This window comes from Mycobacterium sp. NPDC051804, from assembly GCF_044452905.1.
Taxonomy (GTDB): Bacteria; Actinomycetota; Actinomycetes; order Mycobacteriales; family Mycobacteriaceae; genus Mycobacterium.
The window spans coordinates 576,236-602,927 of record NZ_JBITCD010000006.1 but is presented as its reverse complement, the minus strand read 5'-3'; the positions used below and the strand labels follow the sequence as shown (position 1 = coordinate 602,927).

The 26,692-nt window shown below is 65.9% G+C and carries 28 protein-coding genes and 1 pseudogene; 7 read left to right on the top strand and 22 right to left on the bottom strand.

Annotated elements, in window-relative coordinates:
• Window positions 1-3: 3 nt before the first annotated feature.
• Window positions 4-1,404: a serine/threonine-protein kinase gene (locus ACIA48_RS25775; protein ID WP_396738353.1), complete on the bottom strand. Its 1,401-nt coding sequence runs from the start codon at window positions 1,402-1,404 to the stop codon at window positions 4-6.
• A 206-nt stretch (window positions 1,405-1,610) separates the two neighbouring features.
• Between ACIA48_RS25775 and ACIA48_RS25770 the strand changes: the two genes are divergently transcribed.
• Window positions 1,611-2,579, top strand: coding sequence for an alpha/beta fold hydrolase (locus ACIA48_RS25770; RefSeq protein WP_396738350.1), 969 nt, complete (start codon window positions 1,611-1,613; stop codon window positions 2,577-2,579).
• Between the two features lie 56 nt (window positions 2,580-2,635).
• Here ACIA48_RS25770 and ACIA48_RS25765 read toward each other — a convergent pair whose 3' ends face one another.
• Window positions 2,636-3,535: an SDR family NAD(P)-dependent oxidoreductase gene (locus tag ACIA48_RS25765; protein ID WP_396738348.1), complete on the bottom strand. Its 900-nt coding sequence runs from the start codon at window positions 3,533-3,535 to the stop codon at window positions 2,636-2,638.
• A gap of 23 nt (window positions 3,536-3,558) precedes the next feature.
• Window positions 3,559-4,227: a DUF899 domain-containing protein gene (locus tag ACIA48_RS25760; protein ID WP_396738345.1), complete on the bottom strand. Its 669-nt coding sequence runs from the start codon at window positions 4,225-4,227 to the stop codon at window positions 3,559-3,561.
• A 39-nt stretch (window positions 4,228-4,266) separates the two neighbouring features.
• On the opposite strand from ACIA48_RS25760, the gene ACIA48_RS25755 reads away from it, so the two are divergent.
• Complete coding sequence (locus ACIA48_RS25755; RefSeq protein WP_396738342.1) at window positions 4,267-4,701, top strand: hypothetical protein; 435 nt, start codon at window positions 4,267-4,269, stop codon at window positions 4,699-4,701.
• Here ACIA48_RS25755 and ACIA48_RS25750 read toward each other — a convergent pair.
• On the bottom strand, window positions 4,686-5,576 hold the full coding sequence (locus ACIA48_RS25750) for an LLM class flavin-dependent oxidoreductase (protein WP_396738498.1): 891 nt from the start codon (window positions 5,574-5,576) through the stop codon (window positions 4,686-4,688). The two genes, ACIA48_RS25755 and ACIA48_RS25750, sit on opposite strands and share 16 nt — an antisense overlap.
• A gap of 40 nt (window positions 5,577-5,616) precedes the next feature.
• On the opposite strand from ACIA48_RS25750, the gene ACIA48_RS25745 reads away from it, so the two are divergent.
• The gene (locus ACIA48_RS25745) at window positions 5,617-6,030 is read left to right on the top strand and encodes a VOC family protein (RefSeq protein WP_396738339.1); all 414 of its coding nucleotides are present in this window, start codon (window positions 5,617-5,619) and stop codon (window positions 6,028-6,030) included.
• On the opposite strand, the gene ACIA48_RS25740 is transcribed toward ACIA48_RS25745, so the two are convergent.
• From ACIA48_RS25740 to ACIA48_RS25725, 4 genes are all read right to left on the bottom strand, one after another.
• The gene (locus ACIA48_RS25740) at window positions 6,031-6,876 is read right to left on the bottom strand and encodes a class I SAM-dependent methyltransferase (protein WP_396738337.1); all 846 of its coding nucleotides are present in this window, start codon (window positions 6,874-6,876) and stop codon (window positions 6,031-6,033) included.
• 75 nt (window positions 6,877-6,951) lie between these two features.
• On the bottom strand, window positions 6,952-8,292 hold the full coding sequence (locus tag ACIA48_RS25735) for a flavin monoamine oxidase family protein (RefSeq protein ID WP_396738335.1): 1,341 nt from the start codon (window positions 8,290-8,292) through the stop codon (window positions 6,952-6,954).
• A gap of 49 nt (window positions 8,293-8,341) precedes the next feature.
• Window positions 8,342-9,358, bottom strand: coding sequence for a nitronate monooxygenase (locus ACIA48_RS25730; protein WP_396738332.1), 1,017 nt, complete (start codon window positions 9,356-9,358; stop codon window positions 8,342-8,344).
• Complete coding sequence (locus ACIA48_RS25725) at window positions 9,358-9,885, bottom strand: GNAT family N-acetyltransferase (RefSeq protein ID WP_396738329.1); 528 nt, start codon at window positions 9,883-9,885, stop codon at window positions 9,358-9,360. The genes ACIA48_RS25730 and ACIA48_RS25725 overlap by 1 nt, the downstream gene beginning before the upstream one ends.
• 55 nt (window positions 9,886-9,940) lie before the next feature.
• Here ACIA48_RS25725 and ACIA48_RS25720 point away from each other — a divergent pair, with 55 nt between their 5' ends.
• On the top strand, window positions 9,941-10,333 hold the full coding sequence (locus ACIA48_RS25720) for a VOC family protein (protein ID WP_396738325.1): 393 nt from the start codon (window positions 9,941-9,943) through the stop codon (window positions 10,331-10,333).
• Here ACIA48_RS25720 and ACIA48_RS25715 read toward each other — a convergent pair.
• Both ACIA48_RS25715 and ACIA48_RS25710 read right to left on the bottom strand, forming a co-directional pair.
• Window positions 10,302-10,961, bottom strand: a complete 660-nt coding sequence (locus tag ACIA48_RS25715; RefSeq protein ID WP_396738322.1) for a maleylpyruvate isomerase family mycothiol-dependent enzyme — start codon at window positions 10,959-10,961, stop codon at window positions 10,302-10,304. The genes ACIA48_RS25720 and ACIA48_RS25715 overlap by 32 nt on opposite strands.
• A pseudogene (locus tag ACIA48_RS25710) lies at window positions 10,948-11,862 on the bottom strand (alpha/beta hydrolase); the annotation flags it as partial. The pseudogene ACIA48_RS25710 and the gene ACIA48_RS25715, both read right to left, overlap by 14 nt.
• 67 nt (window positions 11,863-11,929) lie before the next feature.
• Between ACIA48_RS25710 and ACIA48_RS25705 the strand changes: the two are divergent.
• On the top strand, window positions 11,930-12,571 hold the full coding sequence (locus tag ACIA48_RS25705; RefSeq protein WP_396738319.1) for a TetR/AcrR family transcriptional regulator C-terminal domain-containing protein: 642 nt from the start codon (window positions 11,930-11,932) through the stop codon (window positions 12,569-12,571).
• Window positions 12,572-12,580: 9 nt separating this feature from the next.
• Here the strand turns inward: ACIA48_RS25705 and ACIA48_RS25700 are convergent, their stop codons facing one another.
• From ACIA48_RS25700 to cysD, 4 genes are read right to left on the bottom strand one after another with little or no spacing between them, the layout of a single operon-like run.
• Window positions 12,581-13,057: an Rrf2 family transcriptional regulator gene (locus ACIA48_RS25700; RefSeq protein WP_396738316.1), complete on the bottom strand. Its 477-nt coding sequence runs from the start codon at window positions 13,055-13,057 to the stop codon at window positions 12,581-12,583.
• Window positions 13,058-13,065: 8 nt separating this feature from the next.
• Window positions 13,066-13,797, bottom strand: a complete 732-nt coding sequence (locus ACIA48_RS25695; protein ID WP_396738313.1) for a 3'(2'),5'-bisphosphate nucleotidase CysQ — start codon at window positions 13,795-13,797, stop codon at window positions 13,066-13,068.
• The gene (gene cysN / locus ACIA48_RS25690) at window positions 13,794-15,638 is read right to left on the bottom strand and encodes a sulfate adenylyltransferase subunit CysN (protein WP_396738311.1); all 1,845 of its coding nucleotides are present in this window, start codon (window positions 15,636-15,638) and stop codon (window positions 13,794-13,796) included. The genes ACIA48_RS25695 and cysN overlap by 4 nt, the downstream gene beginning before the upstream one ends.
• Window positions 15,638-16,564, bottom strand: coding sequence for a sulfate adenylyltransferase subunit CysD (gene cysD, locus ACIA48_RS25685; RefSeq protein ID WP_396738309.1), 927 nt, complete (start codon window positions 16,562-16,564; stop codon window positions 15,638-15,640). Before cysD ends, cysN begins: the two co-directional genes overlap by 1 nt.
• 196 nt (window positions 16,565-16,760) lie before the next feature.
• Between cysD and ACIA48_RS25680 the strand changes: the two genes are divergently transcribed.
• Window positions 16,761-17,186: a PaaI family thioesterase gene (locus ACIA48_RS25680; RefSeq protein WP_396738306.1), complete on the top strand. Its 426-nt coding sequence runs from the start codon at window positions 16,761-16,763 to the stop codon at window positions 17,184-17,186.
• A gap of 5 nt (window positions 17,187-17,191) precedes the next feature.
• On the opposite strand, the gene ACIA48_RS25675 is transcribed toward ACIA48_RS25680, so the two are convergent.
• From ACIA48_RS25675 to ACIA48_RS25650, 6 genes are all read right to left on the bottom strand, one after another.
• The gene (locus ACIA48_RS25675) at window positions 17,192-17,683 is read right to left on the bottom strand and encodes a beta-class carbonic anhydrase (protein ID WP_396738304.1); all 492 of its coding nucleotides are present in this window, start codon (window positions 17,681-17,683) and stop codon (window positions 17,192-17,194) included.
• A gap of 105 nt (window positions 17,684-17,788) precedes the next feature.
• Window positions 17,789-19,702: an ArnT family glycosyltransferase gene (locus ACIA48_RS25670; protein ID WP_396738301.1), complete on the bottom strand. Its 1,914-nt coding sequence runs from the start codon at window positions 19,700-19,702 to the stop codon at window positions 17,789-17,791.
• Entirely contained in the window at window positions 19,699-21,000 is a 1,302-nt protein-coding gene (locus ACIA48_RS25665; protein WP_396738298.1) for a glycosyltransferase, read from the bottom strand. Before ACIA48_RS25665 ends, ACIA48_RS25670 begins: the two co-directional genes overlap by 4 nt.
• A gap of 47 nt (window positions 21,001-21,047) precedes the next feature.
• On the bottom strand, window positions 21,048-22,889 hold the full coding sequence (locus ACIA48_RS25660) for an ArnT family glycosyltransferase (protein WP_396738496.1): 1,842 nt from the start codon (window positions 22,887-22,889) through the stop codon (window positions 21,048-21,050).
• Between the two features lie 62 nt (window positions 22,890-22,951).
• Window positions 22,952-24,535 carry a sensor histidine kinase gene (locus ACIA48_RS25655; protein WP_396738295.1) on the bottom strand — a complete coding sequence of 528 codons (1,584 nt, stop codon included), beginning with the start codon at window positions 24,533-24,535 and terminating at the stop codon, window positions 22,952-22,954.
• Entirely contained in the window at window positions 24,513-25,217 is a 705-nt protein-coding gene (locus ACIA48_RS25650; protein ID WP_396738494.1) for a response regulator transcription factor, read from the bottom strand. Before ACIA48_RS25650 ends, ACIA48_RS25655 begins: the two co-directional genes overlap by 23 nt.
• 186 nt (window positions 25,218-25,403) lie before the next feature.
• On the opposite strand from ACIA48_RS25650, the gene ACIA48_RS25645 reads away from it, so the two are divergent.
• The gene (locus ACIA48_RS25645) at window positions 25,404-25,940 is read left to right on the top strand and encodes a hypothetical protein (protein ID WP_396738292.1); all 537 of its coding nucleotides are present in this window, start codon (window positions 25,404-25,406) and stop codon (window positions 25,938-25,940) included.
• Between the two features lie 4 nt (window positions 25,941-25,944).
• Here ACIA48_RS25645 and ACIA48_RS25640 read toward each other — a convergent pair whose 3' ends face one another.
• Window positions 25,945-26,175: a hypothetical protein gene (locus tag ACIA48_RS25640; protein WP_396738289.1), complete on the bottom strand. Its 231-nt coding sequence runs from the start codon at window positions 26,173-26,175 to the stop codon at window positions 25,945-25,947.
• A gap of 122 nt (window positions 26,176-26,297) precedes the next feature.
• Complete coding sequence (locus ACIA48_RS25635; protein WP_396738286.1) at window positions 26,298-26,564, bottom strand: hypothetical protein; 267 nt, start codon at window positions 26,562-26,564, stop codon at window positions 26,298-26,300.
• Between the last annotated feature and the right edge of the window lie 128 nt (window positions 26,565-26,692).

Sequence of the window (26,692 nt, the reverse complement as noted above, 5' to 3'; positions counted from 1 at the left end):
TCGTTATTGGACCTTCCACTCATACTGCGGGCAGAACGCAGCGGTCGATGCGCCGATCAAGAACGCCGCGTCTTCGGCGCTCATATGGGGAGTCAGGGAGGCGACCTCTTGGTCGAAGGTGGCCCCGGCGTCCCAGTCGGTGCATACGCCGCGTCCGGCCGCGACCATGTTGGCCGGGGTGGCTCCCGGCCACGTGACTCCTTGCCCATTGAGAGCGCCGATGAATGCGTTTTCCGGACTGGTATCCGAAACGGGGGTGGGCGTCGGTGATGGCGTCGATGGAGGCGCCGGCGGCGGGGGAACACGGGTTGTCGTCGTGGTTGTACTGGTTGTCGAGGGCATCACGGTCGAGGTTTCTGTGGCCACGGAGTCGTCCTCCAGCGATTGCCATACCAGGACAGTCGCACCGACACCGAGCGCAAGCGCAGCCGCGCCGACCGGAAGGATCCACTTCAACGGGATGTTGCGCTCCGCCCGCGTCGGGACACTTGTTGCTTGGGGTGCATGAGCAAGTGGGATTGGCGCCGGTGCGGTTGGCGCTGAGGGTAGCGGCGGTGACGGTGTGTGCACCTGGTCGGTGAAGGCCCGCGCGAAGTCGCCGCACCGGATGAACCGTCCTTGGGGACTCTTGCTCAGGGCCTTTGACAGGACCCAGTCGAGCGCGAACAACTCTGGGCGCACCGCCGACACTGGCAGCGGTACCGAGTTCAGATGGTGGGTGATGACGACCGCTGCATTTGAGTGCGGGAAAAGGGCAGCGCCCGTGAGCAGACGGTAGGCGGTTGCGGCCAGAGCGTATTGGTCGGCGCGGCCATCTACGGTTTCGCCCATCAACTGTTCGGGTGCTGAATATGCAATCGTGCCTACCGTCATATTCGTCATCGTGAGACCGCTCACGTCGTCGAGATCCCGCGCAATACCGAAGTCAGTCAGAAGTGCGCGACGCTTACCTTCGTCATCGACTTGCGTGAGCATGATGTTGGCGGGCTTGACGTCACGATGCAGCAACCCTTGCTTGTGCGCATAGTCGAGTGCGCTGGCCACCGCAGCGACGATCTCGGCGACCTGGCCCGGCGGCATTCCGGCCGGGTACTGCTCAGTGAGTAGGCGTCCTGCGTCGACACCATCGACGAAGTCCATTGAGATCCATAGCTGGCCCTCGTACTCACCCCTGTCGTGCACGCCGACGATATGCGGATGCCACAGGGTGGAGACAAGGTCGGCCTCGCGGTTGAACCGCGCGCGGTAGTCGGGATCAGCCGAGACGTCGGCCGGAAGTACCTTCAGTGCATCGCGGCGCGGCAGGCGGGGATGCTGGACCAGATAAACCTCGCCCATGCCGCCAGATCCGAGTAGCCGGATGACCCTGTACCCGGCAATGTTCGCACCGCTCCCCAACGGCATGGACGGATGTTAGCCGCTGATACAGGGCTGCTTCGCCACCTTGCTTGAATACGACCACGGTATCGAGTTCGCTTGTTGCGACTTCAACGAGAAGTGGCGTCCCCCGGGGCAATTCCTCAGCGGAAGCGCTGCTTCGCGGGTCTCCAAGAAATCACCAAGTGCTTCCTTTCAGGCTTCGCAGAACGCCTGACAGAAGGGAGACTCCAATGCCTGCTTCACGTCCCGACGCGCGCTCGGCGCGCGAGGTCACACCGTCGCTGCAGTTCCGCACCATTCACGGTTATCGTCGCGCTTTTCGCATCGCCGGTTCGGGCCCCGCGGTGCTGCTGATCCACGGCGTCGGCGACAACTCCACCACGTGGAACGCCGTGCATTCGAAACTTGCGCAACGGTTTACGGTCATTGCGCCGGACCTTCTCGGTCACGGTGAGTCGGACAAGCCGCGCGCCGATTACTCGCTGGCGTCTTTTGCGAATGGCATGCGCGACCTACTCACCGTGCTCGGGATCGACCGCGTCACCCTTGTGGGCCATTCCCTTGGCGGCGGTATCGCCGCACAGTTTGCCTACCAATACCCCCATATGGTCGAACGCCTCGTCTTCGTCAGCTGTGGCGGCGTGACGAAGGACGTGACGCCGGCTCTGCGGCTGGCCGCATTGCCGATGGGAGCCGAGTCGCTGGCCGCATTACGTCTCCCAGGCGCGGTTCCAGCCCTGAGGTTCGCCGGCCTCGCAGCCAAATCCCTGCTCGGTGCGACCAAGCACGGGCGCGACCTGTCGAGCGGCATGGATCTGCTCGCAAGGCTGGCCGATCCGAAGGCATTGTCGGCGTTTGCACGCACGGTGCGGGGCGTGGTGGACGGTCGCGGACAGTTCGTCACGATGCTCGATCGTGCCTACCTCATGCCGTCGATGCCCAAGCAGATCATCTGGGGTGAAGACGATTTGGTGATTCCGGTGAACCATGCGCGGATAGCCCATGAGGCGATGCCCGAATCACATCTGGAGATCTTCGAAAACTCCGGACACATGCCCTTTCACGACCATCCAGACCGCTTCGTCTCCGTCGTGGAGCGGTTCATCGACTCGACGCTGCCTGCCGAATACGACCAAGCCGATCTTGGCTCGCTTATGCGGGGCGACGTCGAGGAGGACACCGCGTCGCTCAGCGCCTGAGCAATTCTGCGACGCCGATCCGCCGGAGCAGATCAGCGAGCCCTTCGAATTCAGCGTCATCTGCCCTTGATCGGGAATGTCGTGCCCGTCTCGTTCTCTGCGAAATCCCAAAGTTTCTGGGCGTCTTCGTAATCGCAGGCGTTTGCCGTCCGGCCGCCGAGTGTCGGCCCGCCCTTGAATCCGAATCGTCCGTCGATGGCTACGAAACTGCCCGGCGGGATGGGCTCGCTGATGCAGTACAGGGACGTCGCGGCGCCCGCGTCGATGTCGTTGCCGATTCTGTTGGCGATCGAGGTCACCACCGAGTGGAACGCGGACATGACGCGGGTGTCGGACACGTTCGACAGATTGGACGCCACCCAACCCGGATGCGTCAGATACGACGTCACCGGTGAATTCGCCTCGCGCAGCCGGCGATCCAACTCCAGCCCCCACAACATGACGGCCAGTTTCGAGCGCGCGTACGCCGGAAGGGAAGACCACTTCCGCGTACGCAGGTGCGGATCGTCGAACGCGATGGTGCCCCCTTTGTGGGCATCGGAGCCGACGTTGATGATCTTCGACTTCACCCGCTCGAAGAGCAGGTTGGTCAACGCAAACGGGCCGAGGAAGTTCGTGCCGAGCATCATCTCGAAGCCGTCGACGGTGTCGCTTCGCGTCTGCGCGACCAGGCCCGCGTTGTTGATCAGGATGTCCACGTCACCCTCGATCAGGTCGGGAAACGCACGCACCGACGTCAGATCGGCGAGATCGAGTTTGACGACGGAGGTGTCGCCGCCCATCTCGGCCGCGCGCTGCGCGCCCAGATCCAGGTTGCGCACCGCGAGAATCACGTGCGCACCCGTGCGGACCAACGCCCGAGCCGTCCCCAGGCCTACACCGTTCGTCGCGCCCGTGACGATGATGCGCTTGCCACTCAAATCGCCGAGTCGGCTCGGCGTCCAGTTCGAGGTCACGGTCTGAGATTAGCGATACAGCGTCAGTAGGAGTCGGCCAGCCGCATCCACTCGTACGGCGGCTGCTGCGGCCAGCCCTCCGGTGACTGTTCCCACGTCTCCTGCCGCCCGTACGGCGTGAGATCGAGCAGGTCGAACACGACCATGAACGGCTCCTCGCCGCGGCTGAAGGTCTGCCACGTGTGGAAGACCCGGTCGCCATCGCGCAGGAATACGCTCACCGACTGGCGCTCCTCGCCGTCAACCGTCGCACCGAAGTCCTCGTTGAACGTCGTTCCTTCCGACGACACCCACGGAAGCTGCCAGCCCATCCGGTCACGGAATCTCAGCAGCGCTGACAGCGGAGCGCGCGAAACCAGCACGAACGACGTGTCTTTCGCATGCAGGTGCGACAGTGGGCCGACGTGCTCGGCCATCATGGAACATCCGTCGCACCCTTGGTCCCAATCGCTACCGAACATGAAGTGCTGCAGAATCAACTGCCTGCGCCCGCCGAACAGATCGAGCAATGTCATCGCGCCGTGTTCGGATTGGAACACGTACGACTCGGTGATCTCGACCATCGGCAAGCGGCGCCGGGCAGCGCTGACGGAGTCCTTGAGCCGCGTCAGTTCCTTTTCCCGAAGCAGCAATTCCGCGCGGGCCTTCTCCCATTCGGACCGCGACACGATTGGCGGCAGCGGAGTCGTCATGGGTTCAGCCTGCCACGGCCTTCCTGATAGTTTCGGCGCGTGCGCACCACGTTCGAGTTTGATTTCGTGACGACTGCGACGCCGGTACAAGTCGTCGAGATGATGACGGATTTCTCCCCGAACCGCCCCCACCGGTGGCCGGCGTCTTCGGTCGAAGCCTTCGAGGTGTATCGAATCGGGGAGAACGACGCCGACATCCGCGAAGGCCAGAACGTCCCCAAACTCTGGGCGAAATGGCATTACGACTGGTCGGAGCCGAACTCGGTGGTCCTGACAGTCGTCGAGAGCGACGACCTCGAGACGGGCGGTTACATGTCGCTTACGGCGACGCCTCGCGACGGCGGCAGCACAGTACACGGGGCTTGGCAACAGACATCGAAAAGCGTCAGGGGCCTGCTGGCCGTGACCCTGATGCGGTTCGTCGGGCGGCGTTCGCTGGCGTCGTACTACAAGAGGGTCTACGACGGCCTCTGAAGCTCCTTGACCACCTCGGCGACCTGCCGTACCTGATCGAGGTCCGAACTCGTTGGGATCAAATGGATTTCGTCAGCGCCGATCGCCTCGAATCCGCGCAACACCGCCAGTAGCTCACTTTCGGTTCCCGCCCAACCGGTGGTGGGTGCCATCGCGTCGACGTATTCGACCGGAATCCAGTTCATGTAGCGCCGCAGATGCTCGTGGACCTGCGCCCGGGGTTCCTCACCGTCGCCGATCGCGAACCAGAACGACGTGGCCAGGTGCGGGCGATCCTTGCCCGCCTGCGCCCACGCCTCGCGTGCGACGTCGAACAATTTGCTCTCCTTCTCGACGTCGAGGTCCAACGTCGTCCCCGCCAGCCCGTCGGCCCACGCGGCGGCACTGCGCACGGTCTTGGGGCCCATAGTTCCAACGAGCAATTGCGGTCCCCCGTTCTGTACCGGCTGCGGTCCGACCGGCTCGACCGAATCGGTGACCTTCTCCCCCGCCCAGACACGTCGCATCACCGCGACGCTGTCGGCCATCCCGCGCATCGTCTGGGTCGCGACATCCGCACCCACGGCGTTGTAGTCCTCGTTCCGGCCGCCCACACCCAGTCCGACGGTCAGCCGACCACCGCTGAGCATGTCGCCGGTGGCCAGGGCCTTGGCCAGCATGACGGGATCGTGCAGCTGGGGAACGATGACCGTCGTCACCAACCGCACCCGATCGGTCCACGCCGACAACGCGCCCAGCAGCGTCGGGGAGTCCGGGTTGCTGAACGCGATGCGCTCACCCCAGCACAACGACGAGAACGGCCCGCCGTCGATCACCTGCGCCCATTCCCGGAGCGTCGAGGCATCCAGGTTGGGCTCCATCACCGGCATCGTCATCCCGATCTGCACGATCGCGATTCTGGCACGATGAACATCCATGGCGATCAACACCACGTCTATTGCCCACGTCCGACTCACCGTGACCGACATCGATCGATCCCGGCAGTTCTACGACAGCGTGTTCGGTTGGCCCGTTCTCATAGAGATGCCCGAACCGGCCGACGCGGCAACGCGCGAGATGCTGAGCTTTCTGTTCGGCGGCGTGATCTACGACCTCGGCGGCACACTGATTGGGTTGCGCCCGGTTGCCACCGATCGCTTCGACGAGGACCGCACCGGCCTGGACCATCTCGCGTTCCGGGTCGGCAGCAAGGATGAATTGGATTCCGCGGTAGATCATCTCGATTTCCTCGGCATCGCGCATGAGCCGATCAAGGACATCGGCCCGGCATACATTTTGGAGTTTCGAGACCCCGACAACATCGCGCTGGAGCTCAGCGCCCCGAAATAGTCACCGGGTGAGCCGGACGATGCCGCTGTAGGTATTGCGGCCCGGGTTACGGGGATCGGGCTGGGGTAGATACGCCGCGGGGCGCATCCACCATGGCAGCCGGTCGAATCGATGCGCCGCGGCGAACACCGAATCGCATTCGACCGGGCGCCAGCCGAGATCTTCGTAGAAGGCCAGCCCGTTGGCGGGCGCAAATTTGATCGGCGCGCTGTTGAGCATGCCGCCGGTGCCCTTGTTGAGCCGCTTCTGCAGTCCCGGGCCGGCGAAGTCCAGCATCCACCAGGCGATCTCAGGGCGGATGAAGGATGCCGACAGCGACCGGACATCGCTCTCTTCCAGGTACATCAGCAGACCCTCGGTCAATACGAGGGCCTTGGCTGCGCCGCTGAGTTCCTCATCCAGGAATGCCTCGCGGGTGGGCGCGTCGGCGAGATCGACGGCGTGTGTCGTCAGCCGGCATCGCGGCGTCTCGTCTGCGAGCAACCGCTGTTTTTCCTCGAGCAGGCCCGGCAGGTCCGCCTCGACCCACCGGAAGTCCGGCGGCAGATCCAGTCGGAAGGGCCGGGTGTCGAGACCGGCGGCCAGGTTCAGGACCCGGTCGCATCCGTCGGCGATCGCGTGCATCACGATGTCGTCGATGACCTTGGTGCGCGCCACCAGGAACCACCCGGTGCGCATTGCCCGTGGCGCCGCGGCGACCATCGCGCGGCCGCGCTCCCCTGACAGCCGCTCGGCGAGGTGGTCGTGGAACAGCGCATCGGGACGCGCGGTCTCGCGGGCCCGGTAGGTCGCGACCCAGCGTGCGGTGTCGGAGACGTTCGTGATCGGGGAGTCAGACGCAGGCACGCAAGCGAGTCTCGCATGCTCGGCATCACCGTCCGTTCGGAGAACGGCGACGCGCTCGCAAGCGATCTGCAGTGGCTAGCCGAGAATCCTGTCGGCTTCGCGGACCCCGCTGAGGTACGCGCCGTGTAAGGTGCCGAAGAACTCCGCATTGGTGGCTTCACCGGCGAACGCGAGCCTTTCGTTGACCGGTTCGGCGAGCGCCTCCATATCGTCGGGACTCGAGCCGACGGCGATGAAGCTGTACGAGCCCCGCGCATAGGGGTCCGCGGCCCAGCGGGTGACGAGCGATCCGGTCGGGGGCGGTGCGCCGAGCGCCGTCACGACCTGAGACACCGCGTCTTGGTCGGAAAGGGACTCGCGCGCACGCGCATCGGAACCGCCACGTAGGCCGACCAACAACGGGACATCAGCGAACGTCTCACCGTTGATCAGAAACGGCAGCGGCTGCTCGCTGCCTACGAGCCCGATCACGTCCGCGTCCGGCCAGAACGGCTGGTCGAATTTGAGCACCACCTTGTCGAGCAGACCGAAACCGAGTCGTTCGATCGCTGCCTGCTTTTCGTCGGGCAGCGGCGGCTCGAACGCAATCGTGCTCGCCTTGAGCACACCTAGCGGAATGGTGACGATCGCTCGGTCCGCCTCGAGGACACCTTGGGACGTCTCGATCCGGACCCCCGAGCCGCCGTAGTTGACGCGGCTGACCTCGGCGCTCAACCGGATCGTCAGCCCACGCGCAAGATGTTGTGCCAGTTGGATATAGCCGCCGGGCAGGATCAGATCGGGTCCGCTGAACTCACCTTCGTTGCCCAACCATTTGAGCGAGAGCTCATCTGGATCGGCCGCATAGTCGCCGACGATCTCGCTGGCCACACTCCACTGGACAAACGGGTTGTCCATGTTGGCGACCTGCGCGAGGCCGCTTGCGACCGACTCGTCTTCCCCGGCGTCCTCACTCAGCGCCCCAAGCTCTTTGGCGATCTCCTGCCAGCCCGCCAGCGTGCTCTCCACCATGTCTGCGCCGACTTCGGCACCGTTACGGAACAAAACGGGCTTGTCGAAGTCGGTCTCGACCCGCCGCGCGCCGACCTGGTCCGCGAGTTCGGTGATCGGGTTGCCTTCGGGGCCGTGGATCCATGCCGCACCCAGATCGATTGGCACGCCGAGCGACGCGTCAGTCCATGTGCGTCCACCGATGCGGTCGCGGGCTTCCACCACGGTGACGTCCATGCCGGCATCGGCTAGGCGCCGTGCGGCGGCGAGGCCCGCCATGCCTGCGCCGATCACCACGATGCGCTCTTTCGGCGCGCTGGGCGCTTTCGACGCGCCGGGCTCGTCACTGCTGCTACACCCCGGGAGCAGTTGCGAGGCCGCAAGCGCGCCGCAGCCCACCCCGAAGGCACGCCGGGAAAGCTGCATGGTTCGAGAGAGTAGCTTGCCGGCGCCGCCGTCACGGTGATATTGACGTCTACGTCAGCCTCGCGAAGATCTCGGCGACCGAACCCGCGCACACGGCGCGAAATCCCGTTCCCGCCCACACGTTCACACCATGCGGATCGCCCGCGCGCACCGCCGCCGCCCGCACGGGGCTGGTCAGATAGTGCACCTCGGGGTAACCGAACGGTGCCTCGGCCTCGTGCTCGTCGATGAATCGGTTCCGCAGCCCGCGTGCGTAGCGGCCGGAAAACGACCGGGTGACAGCGGTTTCGGTGAACTGCGGGTCCTTCAGCGCGGCACGGTGAACGGGGCTGCTGCCCGCTTCGTCGGCCAGCAGGAAGGCCGTGCCGAGTTGCGCCGCGATCGCGCCGGCCGCCATCACCCGCGCGACGTCGTCGGCGGTGGACAGTCCGCCCGCCGCGATCACCGGAATATTGGCGGCATTCCGCAGCGCGGCCAACAGTTGGTCCAGCGGCTCGGATGCCGGTTGCGCAGACGGATCGAACGTTCCGCGATGTCCGCCTGCCGACGGGCCTTGGGCCGCCAGCACATCCACGCCGGCGGCGATGGCCGCTTGCGCCTCGGCCACCGTCGTCACGGTGCCGACGGTCGTAATTCCGGCATCGCGCAGTCGCTTGCATTCGTCCGCGCTCGGGACGCCGAAGGTGAACGACGCCACGTCTGGCCGAAGATCGAGCAGCACGTCCACCTTCGCTGCCCACGCGTCGTCGTCGAACCGGGGCGCACCGAGAGTCGCGTCGTAGCGCTGCTCCTCGGTAGCCAGCGCCTTGGCGTACGCCTCGATCGCGGCGGGCGTGCCCGCACTCGGCTGTGGCGCAAACAGATTGGCACCGATCGGACCGGTGGCGAGCTGGCGGGCCTTGGCGACGCGGTCGGCGAACACCTCAGCCGTCAGGTATCCCCCTGGGACGAACCCGAGGCCGCCGGCATTCGTGCCCGCGGCAGCCAGTTCGGGCGTCGAAGGCCCACCGGCCATCGGCGCGACGATGATCGGGACCGAGAGGTCGCGAAGGTCGAATGCACTCATCACTTCACCGCCTTGGCGAACAGCAGACAATCCTGCGGCTCATCGCTGATGTTGGGTAACAGGGTGTAGCGACGCAGTCGGCCTTCGAGACTGAGCCCACTACGCTCCAGCACTTTCGCTGACGCTGTGTTGTCGACGTAGCAACAGGCGGAGACGCGGTACACGGTCGGATCGCGCTCGACGCTGTCGAGGACGAGTCGCACCGCCTCCGACATGAACCCCTGCCCCCACCATTGCCGACCCAGGTAGTAGCCGAAGTCGACGCTGTGTGGTTGCGGGCGCCGCCAGCCGATGGCGCCGATCACGCTCCCGTCTTCACGAAGGTCGATCAGCCGCGTGGTCTCGCCACCGACGTTGAGCACGTCAGTAATGACGCGCCGGCTCTCGTCGACATTCCGGTGTGGTCGCCACGACATGTACCTCGGCACCTCGGGGTCGGACGCGATGTCGAACAGAGGTTCTGCGTCATCCAGGGTGGGTGCCCGCAGCGTCACCCGTGGTCCGGTGAGGACGTCAGCGTGCGTCATACCCCCCATGGTGCATCGTTGCCGTCCGGTCGAAGGCGGTGGTTCTATGGATTGAATGGCCATAACGTTCAACCACACCATCGTCGCCGCGAAGGACCGTGAGGAATCGGCCCAATTCTTCACCGACCTCTTCGGCCTGCCGGCCGCCAAGGAGTTCGGCCCGTTCCTCGTCGTCGAACTCGACCACGGCGCCAGCCTCGACTACGCCCAAGTGGGCACTGACGAGGACATCCGCCCGCAGCACTATGCGTTCCTCGTGTCCGAGGACGAGTTCGACGCCATTTACGGCCGTATCCGCGGGCAGGATCTGCAGCACTGGGCGGATCCCAGGGGCAGCAGGCCCGGGGAGATCAACCACAACGACGGCGGTCGCGGCGTGTACTTCCAGGATCCCGGCGGGCACTACTTGGAGATCATCACCCGCCCCTACGGATCCGGGACGGGCTGACCCGCGACGCGAGCAGTTCCACACCGTCGCCGCGCAGTGCGGACACCATGCGTGGCCGGTTCCCCAGGACGGAAACCAACTCGATGCCCCGCCCTTCGACGAGTGGCCCTGTGTCGCCGTGCGCCCAGTCGATGTCGGTGGCGCGCAGTCGCAATCCCCTACTGTTGCGGAACGCGGGCACGAACGGATTCGGTAGCGCCACTTGCGTATTGAGCACAGCAACCACAGCCTCACCCGGGATCCGCGGCACAAGATCGAGGGCGAACAGTATGTCGAGTTCGTGGGTGATGTGATCACCCAGTAGCAACTGCTTCGGGAAGATGCGTCCAAGGCCTCGCGGTCGATATACCAGTTCCCCGAACTCGTCGAGCAGTTCGTCGGGACTGCGAGTAGCGGCGAGCGCGCACGCCATCGCGGTGTTCGCCCGATCGAATGAGCCACCGTGGCGCAGCATCTCGCGCATGGTCATTCCGGCGCCCGAGCGGTAGCCGATGACGAGATGTGCCAGCACGTCATGGTTCGTCCAGGCGTCGCACAGGCTGGGCTGCGCCCATTCGGCGGGGCCGAGGCCGGCCGCCATCGCGCGGAATCTTTCGTCGTTGTCGCGCAACGCGTCACGCACGGACATCGAGATGCTCCGTCAGGAAGGCGGTCTGGTCAGCAAGCACCTGACCGACGAGCGGCGGATGGTAGATCGCGAAATGGTCGGAGTCGTAGTGCCGGGCGACGCCGTCGGGTGCCCGGCGCGCGACCAGTTCTGCGTAGCCGGGGTCCATCAGGTTCTCCCGGTCGCACACGCACACCAGCAGGGGCGCCGTGACGTCGCGTGCGTGGCGCAACGCTGACGTCGTCACCATGGCCAACGCGTCCGCGGCCGCGATCCGGTTGTCGAACCGACCACCGGGCGGCACGGTCGAGTTCCACCCCTCCTCGGCATCCGCGACGGTGACCATTGCGAATCCTCCCGACGGTCCCACGATCGGTACGTAACGGCGGCCGCGCCGCGTCACACGGCGCAGAAGGTCCTCGGTGATCGCCGGCGTGAGCCGGAGCGCCGCGAGAAGTCCGAGTCGGCGGGCGGCGCCGGGCCCGTGCACGATCGGGCACTGGACCACCGCGACGGCGACATCGTCGCGGGTGGCCGCGACGCGAACCACGTTCATGCCGCCGAGGCTCGTACCCCACAGCCCGATGCGTGCGGCATCAATGTCCGACCGCCCGCCAAGATGGTCGATGGCCGCGACGACATCGCGGCATTGGCTTCGTGTCGAGATGTGTTGACGCGGTTGACCGTCCGACGCCCCGGTGTTGCGGTAGTCGAAGGCCAAGACGGCGATGCCCGCCGCGGCGAAGTGCTGTTCGTACTGAGCCAGCATCATGTCGTGCGTCGCACCCAGACCGTGCACCAGGACGACCGCCGGGTGCGGGCCGGCACCTTCCGGCAGCGTCAACCACGCCGCGCAGCGCGTGCCACTGGACTCGAAGTCCACGCGTTCGGTCGGAATCGTCACCGTCATCGCCCACTCCTTATAAGTACGTTGTACGTATAGTTAGACTGCTTCACGTACGCCGTACTTGTCAAGAAAGCTGGAAAAAATGCGCGCTCGGTTCACCACCGACGAGATCGCCGCCGCGGCACTGGGCATCGTCGACGACGCCGGCGCCAGCGCGTTGAGCATGCGCGCGCTGGCCACCGCGCTGGGCACCGGTCCGATGACCGTCTACAACTACGTGCCCGACAAGGAGGGCCTGGAGGAACTCGTGGTCGCCGCGGTCGTCGCCGAAGTGAGAATTCCTGAGCCGACCGCGAACTGGATCGACGATGTCTACGCACTCGCCGAGGCCATGTGGCGGGGCATCCGCGCCCATCCCGCTGCCATTCCGTTGGTGCTGACCCGCCGCACATCGTCGGCGACCGGATTCGCCGTGGCCGACGCGCTCATCGCCGCACTCGGTCGTGGGGGCCTGTCCGATTCAGACCGCCTCGCGGCGTTTCACGCCGTCTTCGCGCTGGTCGTGGGAGCGGCCCAGGCCGAACTCGCCGGGCCGTTCACACGCGGACGCGACGCGCGCGACGCCGCGGCGCGCATCGGATCGGCGGCGCGCGCGGCTCATCCCCACATCGAAGCGCTCTCCCATGTCGCCGAAGAGGTGTCGGTGGAACAGGACTTCGCGCAGGGTCTGCGCATGCTGCTCGACGGGATCGCCGCGCGGGGCAAGAAGCGGCCTCGGCGCTGACTCAGGCCGCTAGCCCAGCGAGTGGCCGCGGTTCTCTTCTTGCGCGCGGTAGTCGTCAGCGAGCTTCCCGACGTGCTTGGGCAACGCGCCGGCGGCGACTTCGGCGAGGCTGGTCTGTTCGAGCACCGACCGCATGCTGGCCCGTAGCGCCCGCCACACGTCGGTCAGCGCCGCCGTCGGTCCCGAATACGGGAGGTCGCCGAGCCCGATGTCGCGCACGCTGGCCAGCGGGCCGTCGATGCATCTCAGCACGTCAGCGATGCTGATTTCGGCCGCGGGCCGCGCCAGCGTGTACCCACCGTCGCGGCCGCGGTGACTGCGCACCAGACGGTCGGTACGCAGGTCGGACAGGATGTCGACCAGAAATTGGGCCGGGATGCCCTGGGCTTTGGCCAGGTCGTCGGTCTTGACCACCGCGCCCTCGTCGGCGGTCGCCAGCTGAATCATCGCGCGGACGGCGTATTCAGCTTTGGCCGACATCCGCATGAGCCCAGTCAATCACGTGTGACCGCGAGCACCGCCTCTGCGAGCTCCGGCCGGCACACCACTACGTCGGGTAATCGCGGGTCGCGCCTGTTGTAGGTGAGGGGTGAACCGTCGATGCGCGACGTGTGCAGCCCGGCCGCCCTGGCCACGGAAACCGGGGCCGCCGAATCCCATTCGTACTGACCGCCCGCATGGACATAGACGTCGGACAGCCCCTGCACCACAGAGGCAACCTTGGCGCCCGCCGAGCCCATTTCGACCAACACACCGCCCAGCGCGTCACGCACGGCCAAGGCCACGGCGGGCGGGCGGGTGCGCGAGACCACCACGCGTGGTTGCGCGGGAGCGGCGGGCGGTGCGCTGACGTCCGGGGTGGCGAGCGTGATGCCCTGCGCCGGAAGCGCGACCGCACCGGCGACCAACTCGCCCGCCTGCCAGAGGGCGACATGCACTGCCCAGTCGTCACGCCCCAACTCGGAGAACTCGCGGGTGCCGTCGAGCGGGTCGATGATCCACACCCGGTCGGCGGACAGCCGAACCGGGTCGTCCGCACCCTCTTCGGACAGCACCGCGTCGTCGGGCCGTTCGGCGGCCAACGCTGCCATCAGGAAGTCGTGAGATCGCTTGTCCCCCGCTGCCTTCCGTTCGTCCTGGCTGGCCTCGGCGAGTTCATCGCGAACCTCGAGCAGCAGTTTGCCCGCGTCTGTCGCCAACCGGGCGGCGACGTCGTGATCGCTCACTGCCTACTCTCCAGCAGCTCGACGACCCTGTCCGCGAGCTCATCCGGCGTGGAGTCGGGAGTGAGTCGCAGATCGGGCGACTTCGGCCGCTGGTATGGACTGTCGATCCCGGTGAAATGGGTGATCTCGCCCGCACGCGCCTTCTTGTACAGCCCTTTCGGGTCACGCCGCTCGCAGTCCTCCAGCGGGGTGTCGCAAAACACCTCGAAGAAGTCGAGACCTGCCTCGGTGGTGACCTGCCGCGCCAACGCCCGGTGCTCTTCGAGCGGGCTGATGGCGGGTACCAGCACGACCTGGCCGGAGTCGGCGAGGATGGCGGCGATGTGGGCCAGTCGCCGCTGATTCTCGGCGCGGTCCGCCATCGAGAACCCAAGGTCGGCGTTGAGACCGTGGCGCAGGTTGTCACCGTCGAGAACATAAGCGGGCAAACCCTTTTCGAGCAGCTTCTGCTCGACGAGCATCGCCACCGATGACTTGCCCGACCCGGACAGGCCCGTGAACCACACGGTCCTACCCTTGGACAGCCGATCCTCCGCCTTGCACAGCGATTCGTGGCGCACGGTGTTCGGGCTCGCAGCGCGCGCCGTCACCTGCGGCAGGATCATGCCGGCCGCGACGGTGCCGTTGGTGTTCGGATCGATCAGGATGAACGAACCGGTGGCTGCGTTGCGACTGTATTCGTCGAGCAGCAGCGGTACCTGGGTGCGTAGCGAGATGCGGCCCAGCTCATTGAGTTTGAGCGCAGTGGCCGTCTTATCGCGGTGCAAGGAGTTGACGTCGAGCCGGTAGTCCAGCGCCGTCACCTTGGCCCGCGTGGTGCGGGTCGTGTGTTTGACGATGTAGTCGCGGCCCGGTTCCAGTGAGGCCTCGTCGGCCATCCAACACACGGTTGCATCGAAATCCTGTGCCACCCTTGGCTGGTTGTTGGGCCGGGCAATCAGGTCGCCCCGCGAAATGTCGATGTCGTCGGCCAGGCTGATCGACACCGCCATCGGCGGGAACGCCTCCTCGACGGGCCCGCCGGGTCCCTCGATCTCGGTGATGCGGCTCGTCTTACCGGTGGGCAGCACGACGACCTCGTCACCGGGACGCATCACACCACTGGCGACTGTGCCCGCATAGCTGCGGTGGTCGGCGTGGTCGTGGGTCTGCGGCCTGATCACGTACTGGACGGGGAATCGGACGTCGACGAGGTTGCGATCGCCCGCGATGTACACGTCCTCGAGATGTGACAGCAGCGCCGGTCCGTCGTACCAGGGGGTGACCTCGGATTTGGTGACGACGTTGTCGCCCTTGAGTGCTGACAGCGGAATCGTCGTCACATCATGGATGTCGAGGCGCGCGGCGAACTCGTGGAAGTCGTCGCGGATCTTCTCGAAACGTTCCTGATCCCAGTCGACGAGGTCCATCTTGTTGACCGCCAGCACGATGTGCCGAATACCGAGCAGTGAGGCCAGGAACGCGTGCCGACGGGATTGTTCGAGCAGGCCGTGGCGGGCGTCGACGAGCACGATCGCCAACTGGGCCGTCGACGTTCCGGTCACCATGTTCCGCGTGTACTGGATGTGGCCCGGGGTGTCGGCGATGATGAACTTGCGCTTGGACGTGGCGAAGTACCGGTACGCGACGTCGATCGTGATGCCCTGCTCGCGCTCGGCGCGCAGGCCGTCGGTCACCAAAGCCAGGTCGGTGTAGTCGTTTCCGCGTTCTTTGGAGGTGCGCTCGACCGCGGCGAGCTGATCCTCCATGACGGCCTTGGAGTCATAGAGCAACCGACCGATGAGGGTCGACTTGCCGTCGTCGACGGAGCCGGCGGTCGCGATGCGCAGCAGTGTCGCCATCAGAAGTAGCCCTCTCGCTTACGATCTTCCATACCTGCTTCGGAGATTCGGTCATCGGCGCGGGTGGCGCCACGTTCGGTCAAGCGTGAGACGGCGGTCTCGGCGATCACCTCGGACACCGTTCCCGCAAGGGATTCCACACAGCCGGTGCAGGTGACGTCACCGACGGTGCGGAAGCGCACAGTCTTTTCGACGATCTCCTCGTCCTTGCGCGGCTGCAGGTACTTGTGCACGGCGAGCAGCATGCCGTCACGTTCGAAGACCTGACGCTGATGCGCGTAGTAGATGGACGGCAGTTTGATCTTCTCGGCGCCGATGTAGGACCAGATGTCGAACTCAGTCCAGTTGGACAACGGGAACACGCGGATGTGCTCACCCTTGTGATGGCGACCGTTGTACAGGTTCCACAGCTCGGGCCGCTGCGCCTTGGGGTCCCATTGGCCGAACTCGTCGCGGAACGAGAACACCCGCTCCTTGGCGCGTGCCTTCTCCTCGTCGCGGCGGGCACCGCCGAACGCGGCATCGAACTTGTTCTCGCGAATGGCGCGCAGCAGCGTGAAGGTCTGCATCGGGTTGCGCGACGGGATGGTCTCGACGACACGGCCCGCGTCGATATCGTCCTGCACCTTGGCGACGACGAGACGCACGCCGGACTCGGCCACGAGTTCGTCGCGGGCCTGCAGCACCTCCTCGAAGTTGTGCCCGGTGTCGACGTGCATCACGGGGAACGGCAGGCGGCCGGGCCGGAACGCCTTCAGCGCGAGATGCAGCATGACGATGGAGTCCTTGCCGCCGGAGAACAGCAGCACCGGCTTCTCGAACTCGGCGGCCACCTCCCGGATGATGTGGATGGCTTCGGCCTCGAGCGAGCGCAGATGGCTCAGCTCGTACCGGCCCGCGTTGAGCTGCTCAGCGGTATCAGTCATGTTTTCCTCGTAAAGTTGGTAGAAATGACCAGCTTTATCTGCATAACCGGATATAAAACCAGGGATGGCCTGCCATGTCAACGGCCGAATTTCCGGCGCGGGCCCACGCGTCAGCTGGGAACGCACGCTCGCGACAGGTAGCGACTACCCCGGAGGTAATTGAACTGGCTACAGCCCGCGGCCAGACTTCCTACTCATGTCGACCACTACCCCACCCCAGACCGGCGCCGAGGTCATGGCGCAGTTCATCCCCGCGTCCCCGTTCGTCGCGAAGCTCGGCATCGTCGCCGAGGTCCTCGACGGCGACGAGGTGCGGCTCCGGCTGCCGTGGGACGAATCCAACGTCACGCTCGGCGACATGGTCCACGGTGGCGCCGTCGCCGCGCTGGCCGATGTCGCGGTGATGGCCGCCGCGTGGGCGGGCGCAGAGGTACCCGACTCGCTGCGCGGCGTGACGACGTCGATGGCCGTGCAGTTTCTCGCCCCGGCCCAGGCGACAGATCTGATCGCGATCGGGCGGGTGCTGCGGCGCGGTAAGACGTTGGTCAATTGCGACGTCGACGTCGTCACCCCGGAAGGCGACGCGGTCGCGAAGGCGATCGCGACCTACAAGGTGGGGTGAGAGCGCTAGAGCGTCACCTCGTTGAGGCGGCCCGTCGCCACGTCGAAGACGAACCCACGCAGGGAGTCGTGCTTGGTGACAAACGGGCTCGCCTCGATGCGGCGCAGTGACTGGCGGACGTCCTCGTCGAGATCGACGAACGCTTCGGCCGCCCACTCTGGCTTGATGCCGGTGTCGTCCTGGATCTGTTGTTTGAACCCGTCGTCGGTGAACGTGAGCATGCCGCAGTCGGTGTGGTGAATCAGGATGATCTCTTTGGTACCGAGAAGACGTTGGCTGATCGCCAGTGAGCGGATCTCATCGTCGGTGATCACGCCGCCGGCGTTGCGGATGACGTGCGCCTCACCGTCGCCGAGACCGAGGATCCGGTAGACGTCGAGCCGGGCGTCCATACACGCCACCACGGCGACATGCTTGCTCGGCGGCAGCGGCAGCGGGCCCGTGAAGGAACTCGCGTACGCCTCGTTGTTCTTCAGGTACTCGTCGGTCACGGACATCGTTGCACTGTAACCCCGTCCGGTGGCGTGTGAGACGAAGAGAATCATCCCGATCGAATTGACGACGGCCGATCATGACTGTTTCCCTTCCTTCCTTGAGACACATCACTTGCTGATCTGTGCGTCGAGGTCGTACACAGTCGCTCCCGCGACGTCCAGGGGCGCGAAGTTCTGCTTCACCCACGTGGTGATGTCGCTGGCGGCCCCCGATTCACGCCAGGGCGGCGCCCCGTCGCGGCTCCCCGAGATGAAATAGCGCACCTCATGGTTGGCGACGTAGTCCTGGAACTGTGCGAGTGTGGGCGAGTTGTCCGAGCCGGTGAACCCGCCGATCGACATGACTGACGCACCGGTCTTCAACTCGAGGTTGCCTGCCGTCATCGAGCCGACAGTCGCTGCCGCCCAACGGTTGTGCGCACCCTTGACCAGGTTCTCGAGTGTGGGATTGTCAACAGCGCCCCGCCCCGGGCCCCCGGGCCCGTCGGCGCCTCCTGGCAGCGCCATGTCGGCGGAGGGGCTCGGACCGGCCACCGCCATCGGCCCTCGGCTGTGCGGGCTCGTCACGGTCTGGATGGAGAACGCGGCCGGCCCGAGAAGACCGAAAAGCATTGCGCCGGCGATCAAGACAGCCGTCCAGCGGCCAAGGCGATGCGCTCCGACGACCAGGATCGACGCGACGGTGATCGAGCCGACCAGGGCGATCCAGCGCACGGCGGGCCACCACTCCGGCGTCCGATTCATCAGGATGAACGCCCACACGCCGGTGCCAGCCAACATCGTCGCCAGCACGATACGAGGCACCAGGAACTCTCTGCCCCGCCATAATTCTCGTACCGATATCCCGACCAGCGCCGCGATCGCCGGTGCCAGCGCCACGGTGTAGTAGGGGTGGATGATGCCGTCCATGAAGCTGAACACCGCGGCGCTCACGATCAGCCAGCCACCCCACAGGAGCAGCGCCGCGCGCACACCAGCGGTGCGTGCGGTGCGGCGGGTGAACCACAATCCGGCGAGCAGACCGATCAGCGCTGCGGGCAACAGCCACGAGGCTTGGGTGCCCATCGACTGGCCGAACAATCGACCGATACCCGGATCTCCCCCGAACATGAGGTGGTGCGCGCCTCCGGCGCTGTCTCCCGGACCACCCGGCGGGGGCCCGCCGGACGGACGCCCTTCACCACCGCCGAGCACACGGTCGATGCCGTTGTAGCCCAACGTGAGCTGCAGCAGACTGTTGTCCGACGAGCCGCCGATGTAGGGCCGGGAATCGGCGGGCCACACGCTGACTAGGGCGACGTACCACCCCGCTGACACGATCATCGCGACGGCGCCCACCGCGAGCTTGCCGAGACGCGCCCACACGCCGACGGGCGCGGCGACGAGGAACGCCAGCGCCAAGCCCGGGACGACGAGAAAGGCCTGCAACAGCTTCGTCAGGAAGGCGAAGCCGACCACGAAGCCCGCCATGGCAATCCAGCGGGTGCTCGCGGTCTCGATGGCGCGCACCATGCAGTACGCGGCCACCACCAACAACAGCACCAGTAGCGCATCCGGATTGTTGAACCGGAACATCAGCGCCGCGACCGGCGTCAGGGCCAGCACCGCGCCAGCGAAAAGGCCCGCTGCCGGACCGCTGCACCGGCGCACCGCCGCATACAGCGTCGCGACGGCGCCGACACCCATCAACGCCTGCGGCAGCAACATCGTGAAGGCGCTGAAGCCGAAGATCCTGCCGGACAGAGCCATTACCCAGAGCGCAGCGGGCGGCTTGTCGACGGTGATCGCGTTGCCCGCGTCCAGCGAGCCGAACAGCCACGCCTTCCAATCCTGCGTGCCCGCCTGCACAGCGGCCGCGTAGTAGTCGTTGGCCCAGCCGGAGAAACCGAGCCCCCACAGATAGAGCACCGCGGTGGCCGCCAGGAGGACGAACAGGGCGGGACGCACCCAGCGCGGCTGCGTAACCTGTGAAGGGTCGGCCGGCGCGGGGGTGTGCGAGTGCAGGTCAGCGGTGATGGTCATCGATGCATTGCCTTATCGGTCAGCGGGATTTCAAGGGACCGGCGGGGGTGAAACACCCAGCCGCGCAGCAGGACGAACCGCGCCGCAGTGGCCACCAGATTGGCCAACACCAGCACGCCAAGCTCGATCAGATGGTGCGGGTCGGCGACGATGAGATGCAGTACGGCCAGCGATCCGCTGGTGATCGTCAACGCGATCGCGAACACAATGAGACCCTCGACGTGCTGACGGGTCACATTGGCCATGCCGCCGATCCCGAACGTGAAGCGTCGGTTGGCCGCGGTGTTGCCGATCGCCGTGAGTAGCAACGCGATCAGGTTCGCCGCCTGTGCGCCGAGCGATCCCTGCATCAACATGAACAGCACCACGTAGGCCGCCGAGGACACGACTCCGATGGCACCGAACCGCACCGCCTGCCGGAACAGCGAGCGCGGCGCCGCCGTCAACTGCGACGAACCTAGCTGCGCAGCAATCGCATTCACCGGAATCGAACCCTTCGCGAAACTGCGCAGCAGCCTGCCGATGCCCTTGAGGTCAGCCTTCGCCGTCGCGACGATGTCCACCCGGCTGTCCGGATCGTCCACCCAGTCCACCGGGACCTCGTGGATGCGCAGGCAGCTGCGTTCGGCCAGCACCAGCAGCTCCGTGTCGAAGAACCATCCGGTGTCGGCGACATGCGGTAATAGCAGTTGCGCGACGTCGGCCCGGATGGCCTTGAAACCGCACTGTGCATCGGAAAAACCCGCTGCGAGTGTCGATTTTAGGATGAAGTTGTAGCAGCGGGAGATGACCTCGCGCTTGGTGCCACGCACCACCCGCGAGCCGCGACCCAGCCGGGTGCCGATCGCCAGGTCGGAATGTCCCGAGACCAGCGGAGCGACCAGTGGTGCGAGCGCGGCGAGATCGGTGGACAGATCTACGTCCATGTAGACCAGCACCGGCGCGTCAGACGTCGACCACACGGTGTGCAGCGCCCGGCCGCGACCCTTATCGGGTACACGCACCACACGGGCATCACTCAGTTCGGCAGCCAGCTCTGCCGCGATTTGCGGGGTGTCGTCGACACTTGCGTTGTCGGCGATGGTGATACGCGCCGTGAACGGAAAGTGCTCCTGCAGGTGCCGGTGCAACCGGTGCACGGAGTCGGCGAGAGCGGCCTGTTCGTTGTACACCGGTACCACGACGTCGAGAACGGGAACACCGGCGTCACGCGCGATCTCGGTGGCGTTCGGTCGGCGTTCGAATCGGCTTCCGGCGGACGTGCCACGCTCGAAGGCGGTGTCTGTCATGAAATCCATCGTCGAGGTGCAGGTTGTGCTTGCCGTTGGCCCAAGCTGTATGCCAGCTATGAATTCCGCGGCGGTGCGCTGAGGTCGTAGACGACGGCACGCTCGATGACGAGCGGGACGTAATGCGTTTCCACCCACTGGGCGATGTCGGCGGCCTCCCGGCTCCCCCCGCTCGACGATCCCCAGCGGTCGGTCATCATCATCATCCGATCGCGAATGAAGTAATGGATCCGCCCGGTGGCGACGAGGTGCTGAAATTTCTCGAGCGTCGGTGCGGGGTCGGTGCCGTTGAAACCCCCGATGGCCATCACGGGCGCACCACTGGCCAGCTGATAGCCCGCGGCATTGTTGGAGCCGATTATCGCCGCGGCCCACGTGTAGTCGTCCGCATCGCGGGCCAGGGTGGCCGCGAGCTCGGTCGCAGGCGTCGGCGAATTCAGGAGGCCGCCCGCGCCGCCGACTCCGGGGCCGGATATGCGGTGGGATGGGCCGACGCTCGGTATCGCACCGCTGTGCGACGTCGCCGCCGTCGCGAGCGAGAAACCCGCGGGCGCGGCGAGACACGACATGACCGCCAGCGCCGCGACTGATCGCGCCACTACCGGCGCCAACCGGCCGGAGACGAGGAGCAGCACAGCCGTGCCCACTCCCCCGGCCGCGACACTCGCCCGCAGGCACGGCATCCACTCCTGATGGCGGAGCAACAGCACGGCGGCCAGGACGGTGGTGACGAGCACAACACCGGACAACGCGGTGGCGCTTCGGAGGTCGAATCGGTTCCGCCACAGCAGGGTTGCGCCGATACCGATGCATGCACCGATAGCCGGGGCCAATGCCACCGTGTAGTAGGCGTGGATGATGCCGTTGGAGTAGCTGAAGACCACCGCGGAGACGACCAGCCACGCACCCCAAAGGATCAGCGCCGCCCGCGCAGGGTCGGTGCGGGGTGCGCGTCGGGTGAGAATCAGTCCGGCCGCGAGACAGATCACCGCCGCCGGCAGCAGCCACGCGATGTCCAAACCCATGCTCGAGCCGAAGAGACGTCCCCAGCCCACGTCGTGGTTGAGGTTGCCAAGGCCGCCGGTCTCCTTGCCCGTCAACCGGCCTAACCCGTTGTAGCCCAACGTCAATTCGACGATGCTGTTGTGCTGCGAACCACCGATGTAGGGGCGTGACGACGGGGGCCACAGTTCGACGAGCGCGAGGTACCACCCACCGGACACCACCACGGCCGTGGCGGCGATGAACAGGTCGCCGATGCGCCCCAAAAGCGAACGGTGCGCGGCGACGAGGTAGGCCGTCGCGAATCCGGGAAGCACCAGAAACGCCTGAAGCATCTTGGCGAGGAATCCGAATCCAACGGCGGCACCCGCAGCCACCAACCACCAACGGCTGGCATCCTTTTCGCATGCGCGCTGCAGGCAGTACGCGGCGGCGACGAGTAGCAACACCAGCAGCGCGTCGGGGTTGTTGAATCGAAAGATCAACGCCGCGACCGGCGTTGCCGCGAGCACCGCGCCCGCCAGAAGTCCCGCGCCGGGTCCGGCGACACGTCGGACGGCCGCATAGAGCAACCCGACGGCCGCGACCCCCTCGAGTGCCTGCGGTACCAGCACGCTCCACGGGTTCAGTCCGAACAGCCGGACCGAGATATCCATGACCCACAACGCCGCCGGAGTCTTGTCGACGGTGACCGCGTTCGCGGGGTCGCTCGACCCGAACAACATCGCCGTCCAATTGTCCGCGCCCGCCTGCACCGCCGCGGTGTAAAAGGCATTCGCCCACCCGCTGTCGGCCAGTCGCCACAGGTAGAGCACCGCCGTCGCCACCAAGAGGAGCGCCAGTCCCAGCCGCGAAAAGACGGAGCTGGTTCGTTTTCCCGGCCGGGCAGCAACCATCTCCGTGTGCTCACACGGAAGAGGCAGGGTCGTCGTCACTGAGACGATCCTGTCTGGGGCGGCTAGGCGCCCGATTGGCTCGCGCTGTGACTCATCTGTGAATTGCCGGGAAACGTCACGGTGAAGACCGTCGCACCGGGTCCACTGCGCACATCGATGCTGCCGCGGTGCGCTTTGACGACGGCCGCGACGATCGCGAGCCCCAGACCCGTGCTGCCGCCGCGCCGAGAACGCGAGGTGTCACCCCTGGCGAACCGCTCGAAGATCTCGGGCTGCAGCCACTCAGGTATTCCCGGACCGTCGTCCGCCACCGTCAGTACAGCGCTCCCGCCGTCAGATCTGGCTAGCGACACCGTCACCGATGTGCCTGGCGGCGTATGGGTGCGCGCGTTGGCGAGCAGGTTGGCCAGCACCTGATGCAGCCGCGCTTCGTCGCCGGTGACGACGATGGGTTCGTCGGGTAGGTCGAGCGACCACTTGTGGTCGGGTCCTGCGACGTGGGCGTCGCTGACGGTGTCGACGATCAACCGCGAGAGGTCCACCGCCTCCTGCTGCAAGGGTCGCCCGGTGTCCAGGCGGGCGAGCAAAAGCATGTCCTCGACGAGCTGCGTCATCCGCTCCGTCTCGGACTCAACGCGGTTCATCGCGTGCGCGACGTCGTCGGGTACGTCGCCGCGCTTACGTTGTGCCAGTTCGGTATACCCGCGAATTGCGGCGAGCGGCGTGCGCAATTCGTGGCTCGCGTCGGCGACGAACTGACGCACCCGGGTCTCGCTGGCGTGCCGGGCGGACAGCGCACCCGAGATGCGGTCGAGCATCCGGTTCAGCGAGGAGCCGAGCTGGCCGATCTCGGTGTGCGCCCCCGCGGGGTCAACCTTCACGATCGGCGTCGGCAGCCGGACTTCGCCGCGATCGAGTTCCAGATCGGCCACCTGACGGGCAGCCGCAGAAACCGTTGACAGCGGCGCAAGTTGGCGCCGGATGATCAGGATTCCGGCAGTGGTGCCGCCGAACAGCGCTACGACACCGACCACGCTGAAGATGATCCCAACAGTGAGCAGCGTGTCATCCACCTCGGACGTCGGCAGACCGGTGACGATCGTCTGGCCGGGTGCGTGTGCGCGCATCGCGATCACGCGATAGCGGCCCAGGCCGTCGAGCTCGACCATCTTCGGCGCCTCGTGCGGCTCGACGTGCGCCAATTGTTCTGCCGCCGTTGGGCTGATCTTGTCGCGGGTGCCGTCGGCGGTGATGACGCCCGCGTCCAGCGGTGTCCCGCGGGAGATCACCGCGCCGACCGTGCGGGCAGCTTGGCCCGGCGCATTGAGGAACGACGGTCCAGGTCCCATATCGTCACGAATGATCATCCGTCGCGGGAAACCGGGAGGACCGGGGAAACCGGGCGGTGGCGGAGGCGGACCAAACTCGAAAATACCCGCAGAACGCCTGGCGGTCTCGGCCAATCGATCATCGAGCTGGTTGGTCAGAAAGTGTTGCAGCGCAATCATTGTGCCCACACCGATCCCGGCGCACACCAATGCCAGCAGGAGAATCTGAGATACGAGTAGTCGGGTCCGAAGCGACCAGGTGCGCGGTGACAGCAGTCGCGTCCTGCTCGCCGGCTCAGCGGGCGGGTTTGAGGACATAGCCGGCACCGCGCAACGTATGGATCATCGGTTCGCGCCCGCTGTCGATCTTCTTGCGGAGGTATGAGACGTACAACTCGACGATGTTCGACCTGCCGCCGAAGTCGTAACTCCACACCCGGTCCAGGATCTGCGCCTTGCTCAGCACGCGTTTGGAATTGCGCATCATGAACCGCAACAGTTCGAACTCGGTGGCGGTCAAGGTGATCAACTCACCGGCTCGGGTCACCTCGTGACTGTCTTCATCCAGCACCAGATCGCCGACGACGACCTTTGCGCCACCAACCTCACTGGTGACCCCCGTTCGTCGCAGCAGGGCGCGTAGTCGTAGCACCACCTCTTCGAGGCTGAACGGCTTCGTCACGTAGTCGTCGCCACCCGCGGTCAGCCCCGCGATACGGTCCTCGACCGAGTCCTTGGCCGTCAGCAGTAGCAGTGGCAGCCCCGGAATCTGCTCGCGAAGTTTGTGCAGGACATCCAGCCCGCTCATATCCGGCAGCATCACGTCGAGCACCACCACATCGGGTGGGGTCTGACGGGCCAGCGCGATGGCGCTCGCGCCATCACCCGCGGTCGCGATCTCCCAGCCCTCGTATCGAAGCGCCATCGACACCAACTCGGCGAGTACCGGTTCGTCGTCGACGACGAGTACGTGGATGGGCTTCCCATCGGCTCGGCGCATGACGACGCGCGCGGGCTCCTGGTCGTTGACCGCCGAACTGCTGGAACTCGCCACGCGTCCATTATCGGCAGGGGCTGTTGGTGATCCCTGTGCGTTGTCTATGCGCCCGCTGTGAATGTTCATACGCACACCAACCACTGATCACCCACACAGCTGACGCTCATCGAGCTCCGGCAGCGTGGACGCATGACGATCGACCAGTCCAATGACGACCCGGTTTGGGGTTCGCCGAACCCCGCCCCGAAGCGCTGGGGCATTCGGGAAACGCTCCTCGCCGTTGGCGTGGCCACCGTCATCGCTGGTCTCGGCGGTACTGCCATCTATGCCGCCATCGGATCGCACGCTGCGCGGCCGTTCGGACACGGCACACCGGGCGGGCCGCCGCCCGGCGGTTTCTCCGCTGCCCAGCACGTGACGGGCGCCCCGGCCTCCTTGCACGGCGAGTTCGTCGTCGCTGACGGCGGCGGCTTCTCCACGATGGTCACGCAAAACGGAACGGTGACTGCGATCTCGCCGACGTCCATCACGGTGCGAAGCGAGGACGGCTTCACCGTGACCTACGACCTGCAATCTGCGGCACACACCGACAAAACGGTCGCTGTTTCCGACGACGTCTCGATCGAGGGGCGACGCAACGGCCCGGCGGCGACTGCGACTGCCGTGGACATACAGATAGGTCCCGGCGGCCCTACCGGACCACCGGGACCCACTCCGCACAACTAGGTGCCTACGCGGTCGGCGCAGGCTCCGCTGTCACCTCGGGAACCGCGACCGAGGTCTCGGGCTCCGACGGCGCCGTCGTCGACGTCGTCGTCTCACCCATCGTGATCTCCGGGCTGGGGACCTCGACCTCATCCTGAGCGGAACTCACGCCCGCGGCCACACCCACAGCCCCCATAGCCAGCAGGGCGCCCGTGCCCAGCGTCGCCGCCCCCAGTTTCAGCTTCGTCGATTTCACCTCGACCACTCCATTTCGGTCTTCGGGAACCACGCCATCGCGGCTCGTCGAACAATGCGCTGAAGGGTCGTCGCTGACCCTTACAACTGTTGGGTAACCGATGTGAAGAGGGGTGAAACGACTTACTTGGCGGCCGCCTCCTCGGACGGCAGCGGCGCCGGACCCTTCAGAACAGGCTTGGCCACGCCCACGGCCGGTGCATTTGATGGTGTGGTCTGCGTGCTTGTGGAGCCCATGGACATCGAACCCGATTTCGCCACCGCGGCTCCGTCATGCTCCTGAGCGACCATCAATCCGATCGCGGCCATCGCGACAACGGCGCTGCCGCCGATCATGGCCGCGCACAGCCTCAGATCGGCGCGGGCTTTGCTCTTGTGCGGATTTTCCATGTCAACTGCTCCTCTGGTGTTGCCGGTCGCCCCTTCGGCGCGGCCACCGTGTGAAAACTGCAGGTGACAACAAGTGAACGCGCCGAATCTGGAGACCAGCTGCCCGCCACGTGTGAGTTGTCCGAAGG

Excerpts from the sequence above, each read along its gene's own strand:
- ACIA48_RS25775 (WP_396738353.1), bottom strand. The coding sequence starts at position 1,404 with ATGCCGTTGGGGAGCGGTGCGAACATTGCCGGGTACAGGGTCATCCGG.
- ACIA48_RS25770 (WP_396738350.1), top strand. The coding sequence starts at position 1,611 with ATGCCTGCTTCACGTCCCGACGCGCGCTCGGCGCGCGAGGTCACACCG.
- ACIA48_RS25760 (WP_396738345.1), bottom strand. The coding sequence starts at position 4,227 with ATGACGACTCCGCTGCCGCCAATCGTGTCGCGGTCCGAATGGGAGAAG.
- ACIA48_RS25750 (WP_396738498.1), bottom strand. The coding sequence starts at position 5,576 with ATGACGATGCCGGTGATGGAGCCCAACCTGGATGCCTCGACGCTCCGG.
- ACIA48_RS25745 (WP_396738339.1), top strand. The coding sequence starts at position 5,617 with ATGGCGATCAACACCACGTCTATTGCCCACGTCCGACTCACCGTGACC.
- ACIA48_RS25735 (WP_396738335.1), bottom strand. The coding sequence starts at position 8,292 with ATGCAGCTTTCCCGGCGTGCCTTCGGGGTGGGCTGCGGCGCGCTTGCG.
- ACIA48_RS25730 (WP_396738332.1), bottom strand. The coding sequence starts at position 9,358 with ATGAGTGCATTCGACCTTCGCGACCTCTCGGTCCCGATCATCGTCGCG.
- ACIA48_RS25725 (WP_396738329.1), bottom strand. The coding sequence starts at position 9,885 with ATGACGCACGCTGACGTCCTCACCGGACCACGGGTGACGCTGCGGGCA.
- ACIA48_RS25720 (WP_396738325.1), top strand. The coding sequence starts at position 9,941 with ATGGCCATAACGTTCAACCACACCATCGTCGCCGCGAAGGACCGTGAG.
- ACIA48_RS25715 (WP_396738322.1), bottom strand. The coding sequence starts at position 10,961 with ATGTCCGTGCGTGACGCGTTGCGCGACAACGACGAAAGATTCCGCGCG.
- ACIA48_RS25705 (WP_396738319.1), top strand. The coding sequence starts at position 11,930 with ATGCGCGCTCGGTTCACCACCGACGAGATCGCCGCCGCGGCACTGGGC.
- ACIA48_RS25700 (WP_396738316.1), bottom strand. The coding sequence starts at position 13,057 with ATGCGGATGTCGGCCAAAGCTGAATACGCCGTCCGCGCGATGATTCAG.
- cysN (WP_396738311.1), bottom strand. The coding sequence starts at position 15,638 with ATGGCGACACTGCTGCGCATCGCGACCGCCGGCTCCGTCGACGACGGC.
- cysD (WP_396738309.1), bottom strand. The coding sequence starts at position 16,564 with ATGACTGATACCGCTGAGCAGCTCAACGCGGGCCGGTACGAGCTGAGC.
- ACIA48_RS25680 (WP_396738306.1), top strand. The coding sequence starts at position 16,761 with ATGTCGACCACTACCCCACCCCAGACCGGCGCCGAGGTCATGGCGCAG.
- ACIA48_RS25675 (WP_396738304.1), bottom strand. The coding sequence starts at position 17,683 with ATGTCCGTGACCGACGAGTACCTGAAGAACAACGAGGCGTACGCGAGT.
- ACIA48_RS25670 (WP_396738301.1), bottom strand. The coding sequence starts at position 19,702 with ATGACCATCACCGCTGACCTGCACTCGCACACCCCCGCGCCGGCCGAC.
- ACIA48_RS25665 (WP_396738298.1), bottom strand. The coding sequence starts at position 21,000 with ATGGATTTCATGACAGACACCGCCTTCGAGCGTGGCACGTCCGCCGGA.
- ACIA48_RS25660 (WP_396738496.1), bottom strand. The coding sequence starts at position 22,889 with ATGGTTGCTGCCCGGCCGGGAAAACGAACCAGCTCCGTCTTTTCGCGG.
- ACIA48_RS25655 (WP_396738295.1), bottom strand. The coding sequence starts at position 24,535 with ATGTCCTCAAACCCGCCCGCTGAGCCGGCGAGCAGGACGCGACTGCTG.
- ACIA48_RS25650 (WP_396738494.1), bottom strand. The coding sequence starts at position 25,217 with ATGCGCCGAGCCGATGGGAAGCCCATCCACGTACTCGTCGTCGACGAC.
- ACIA48_RS25645 (WP_396738292.1), top strand. The coding sequence starts at position 25,404 with ATGACGATCGACCAGTCCAATGACGACCCGGTTTGGGGTTCGCCGAAC.
- ACIA48_RS25635 (WP_396738286.1), bottom strand. The coding sequence starts at position 26,564 with ATGGAAAATCCGCACAAGAGCAAAGCCCGCGCCGATCTGAGGCTGTGC.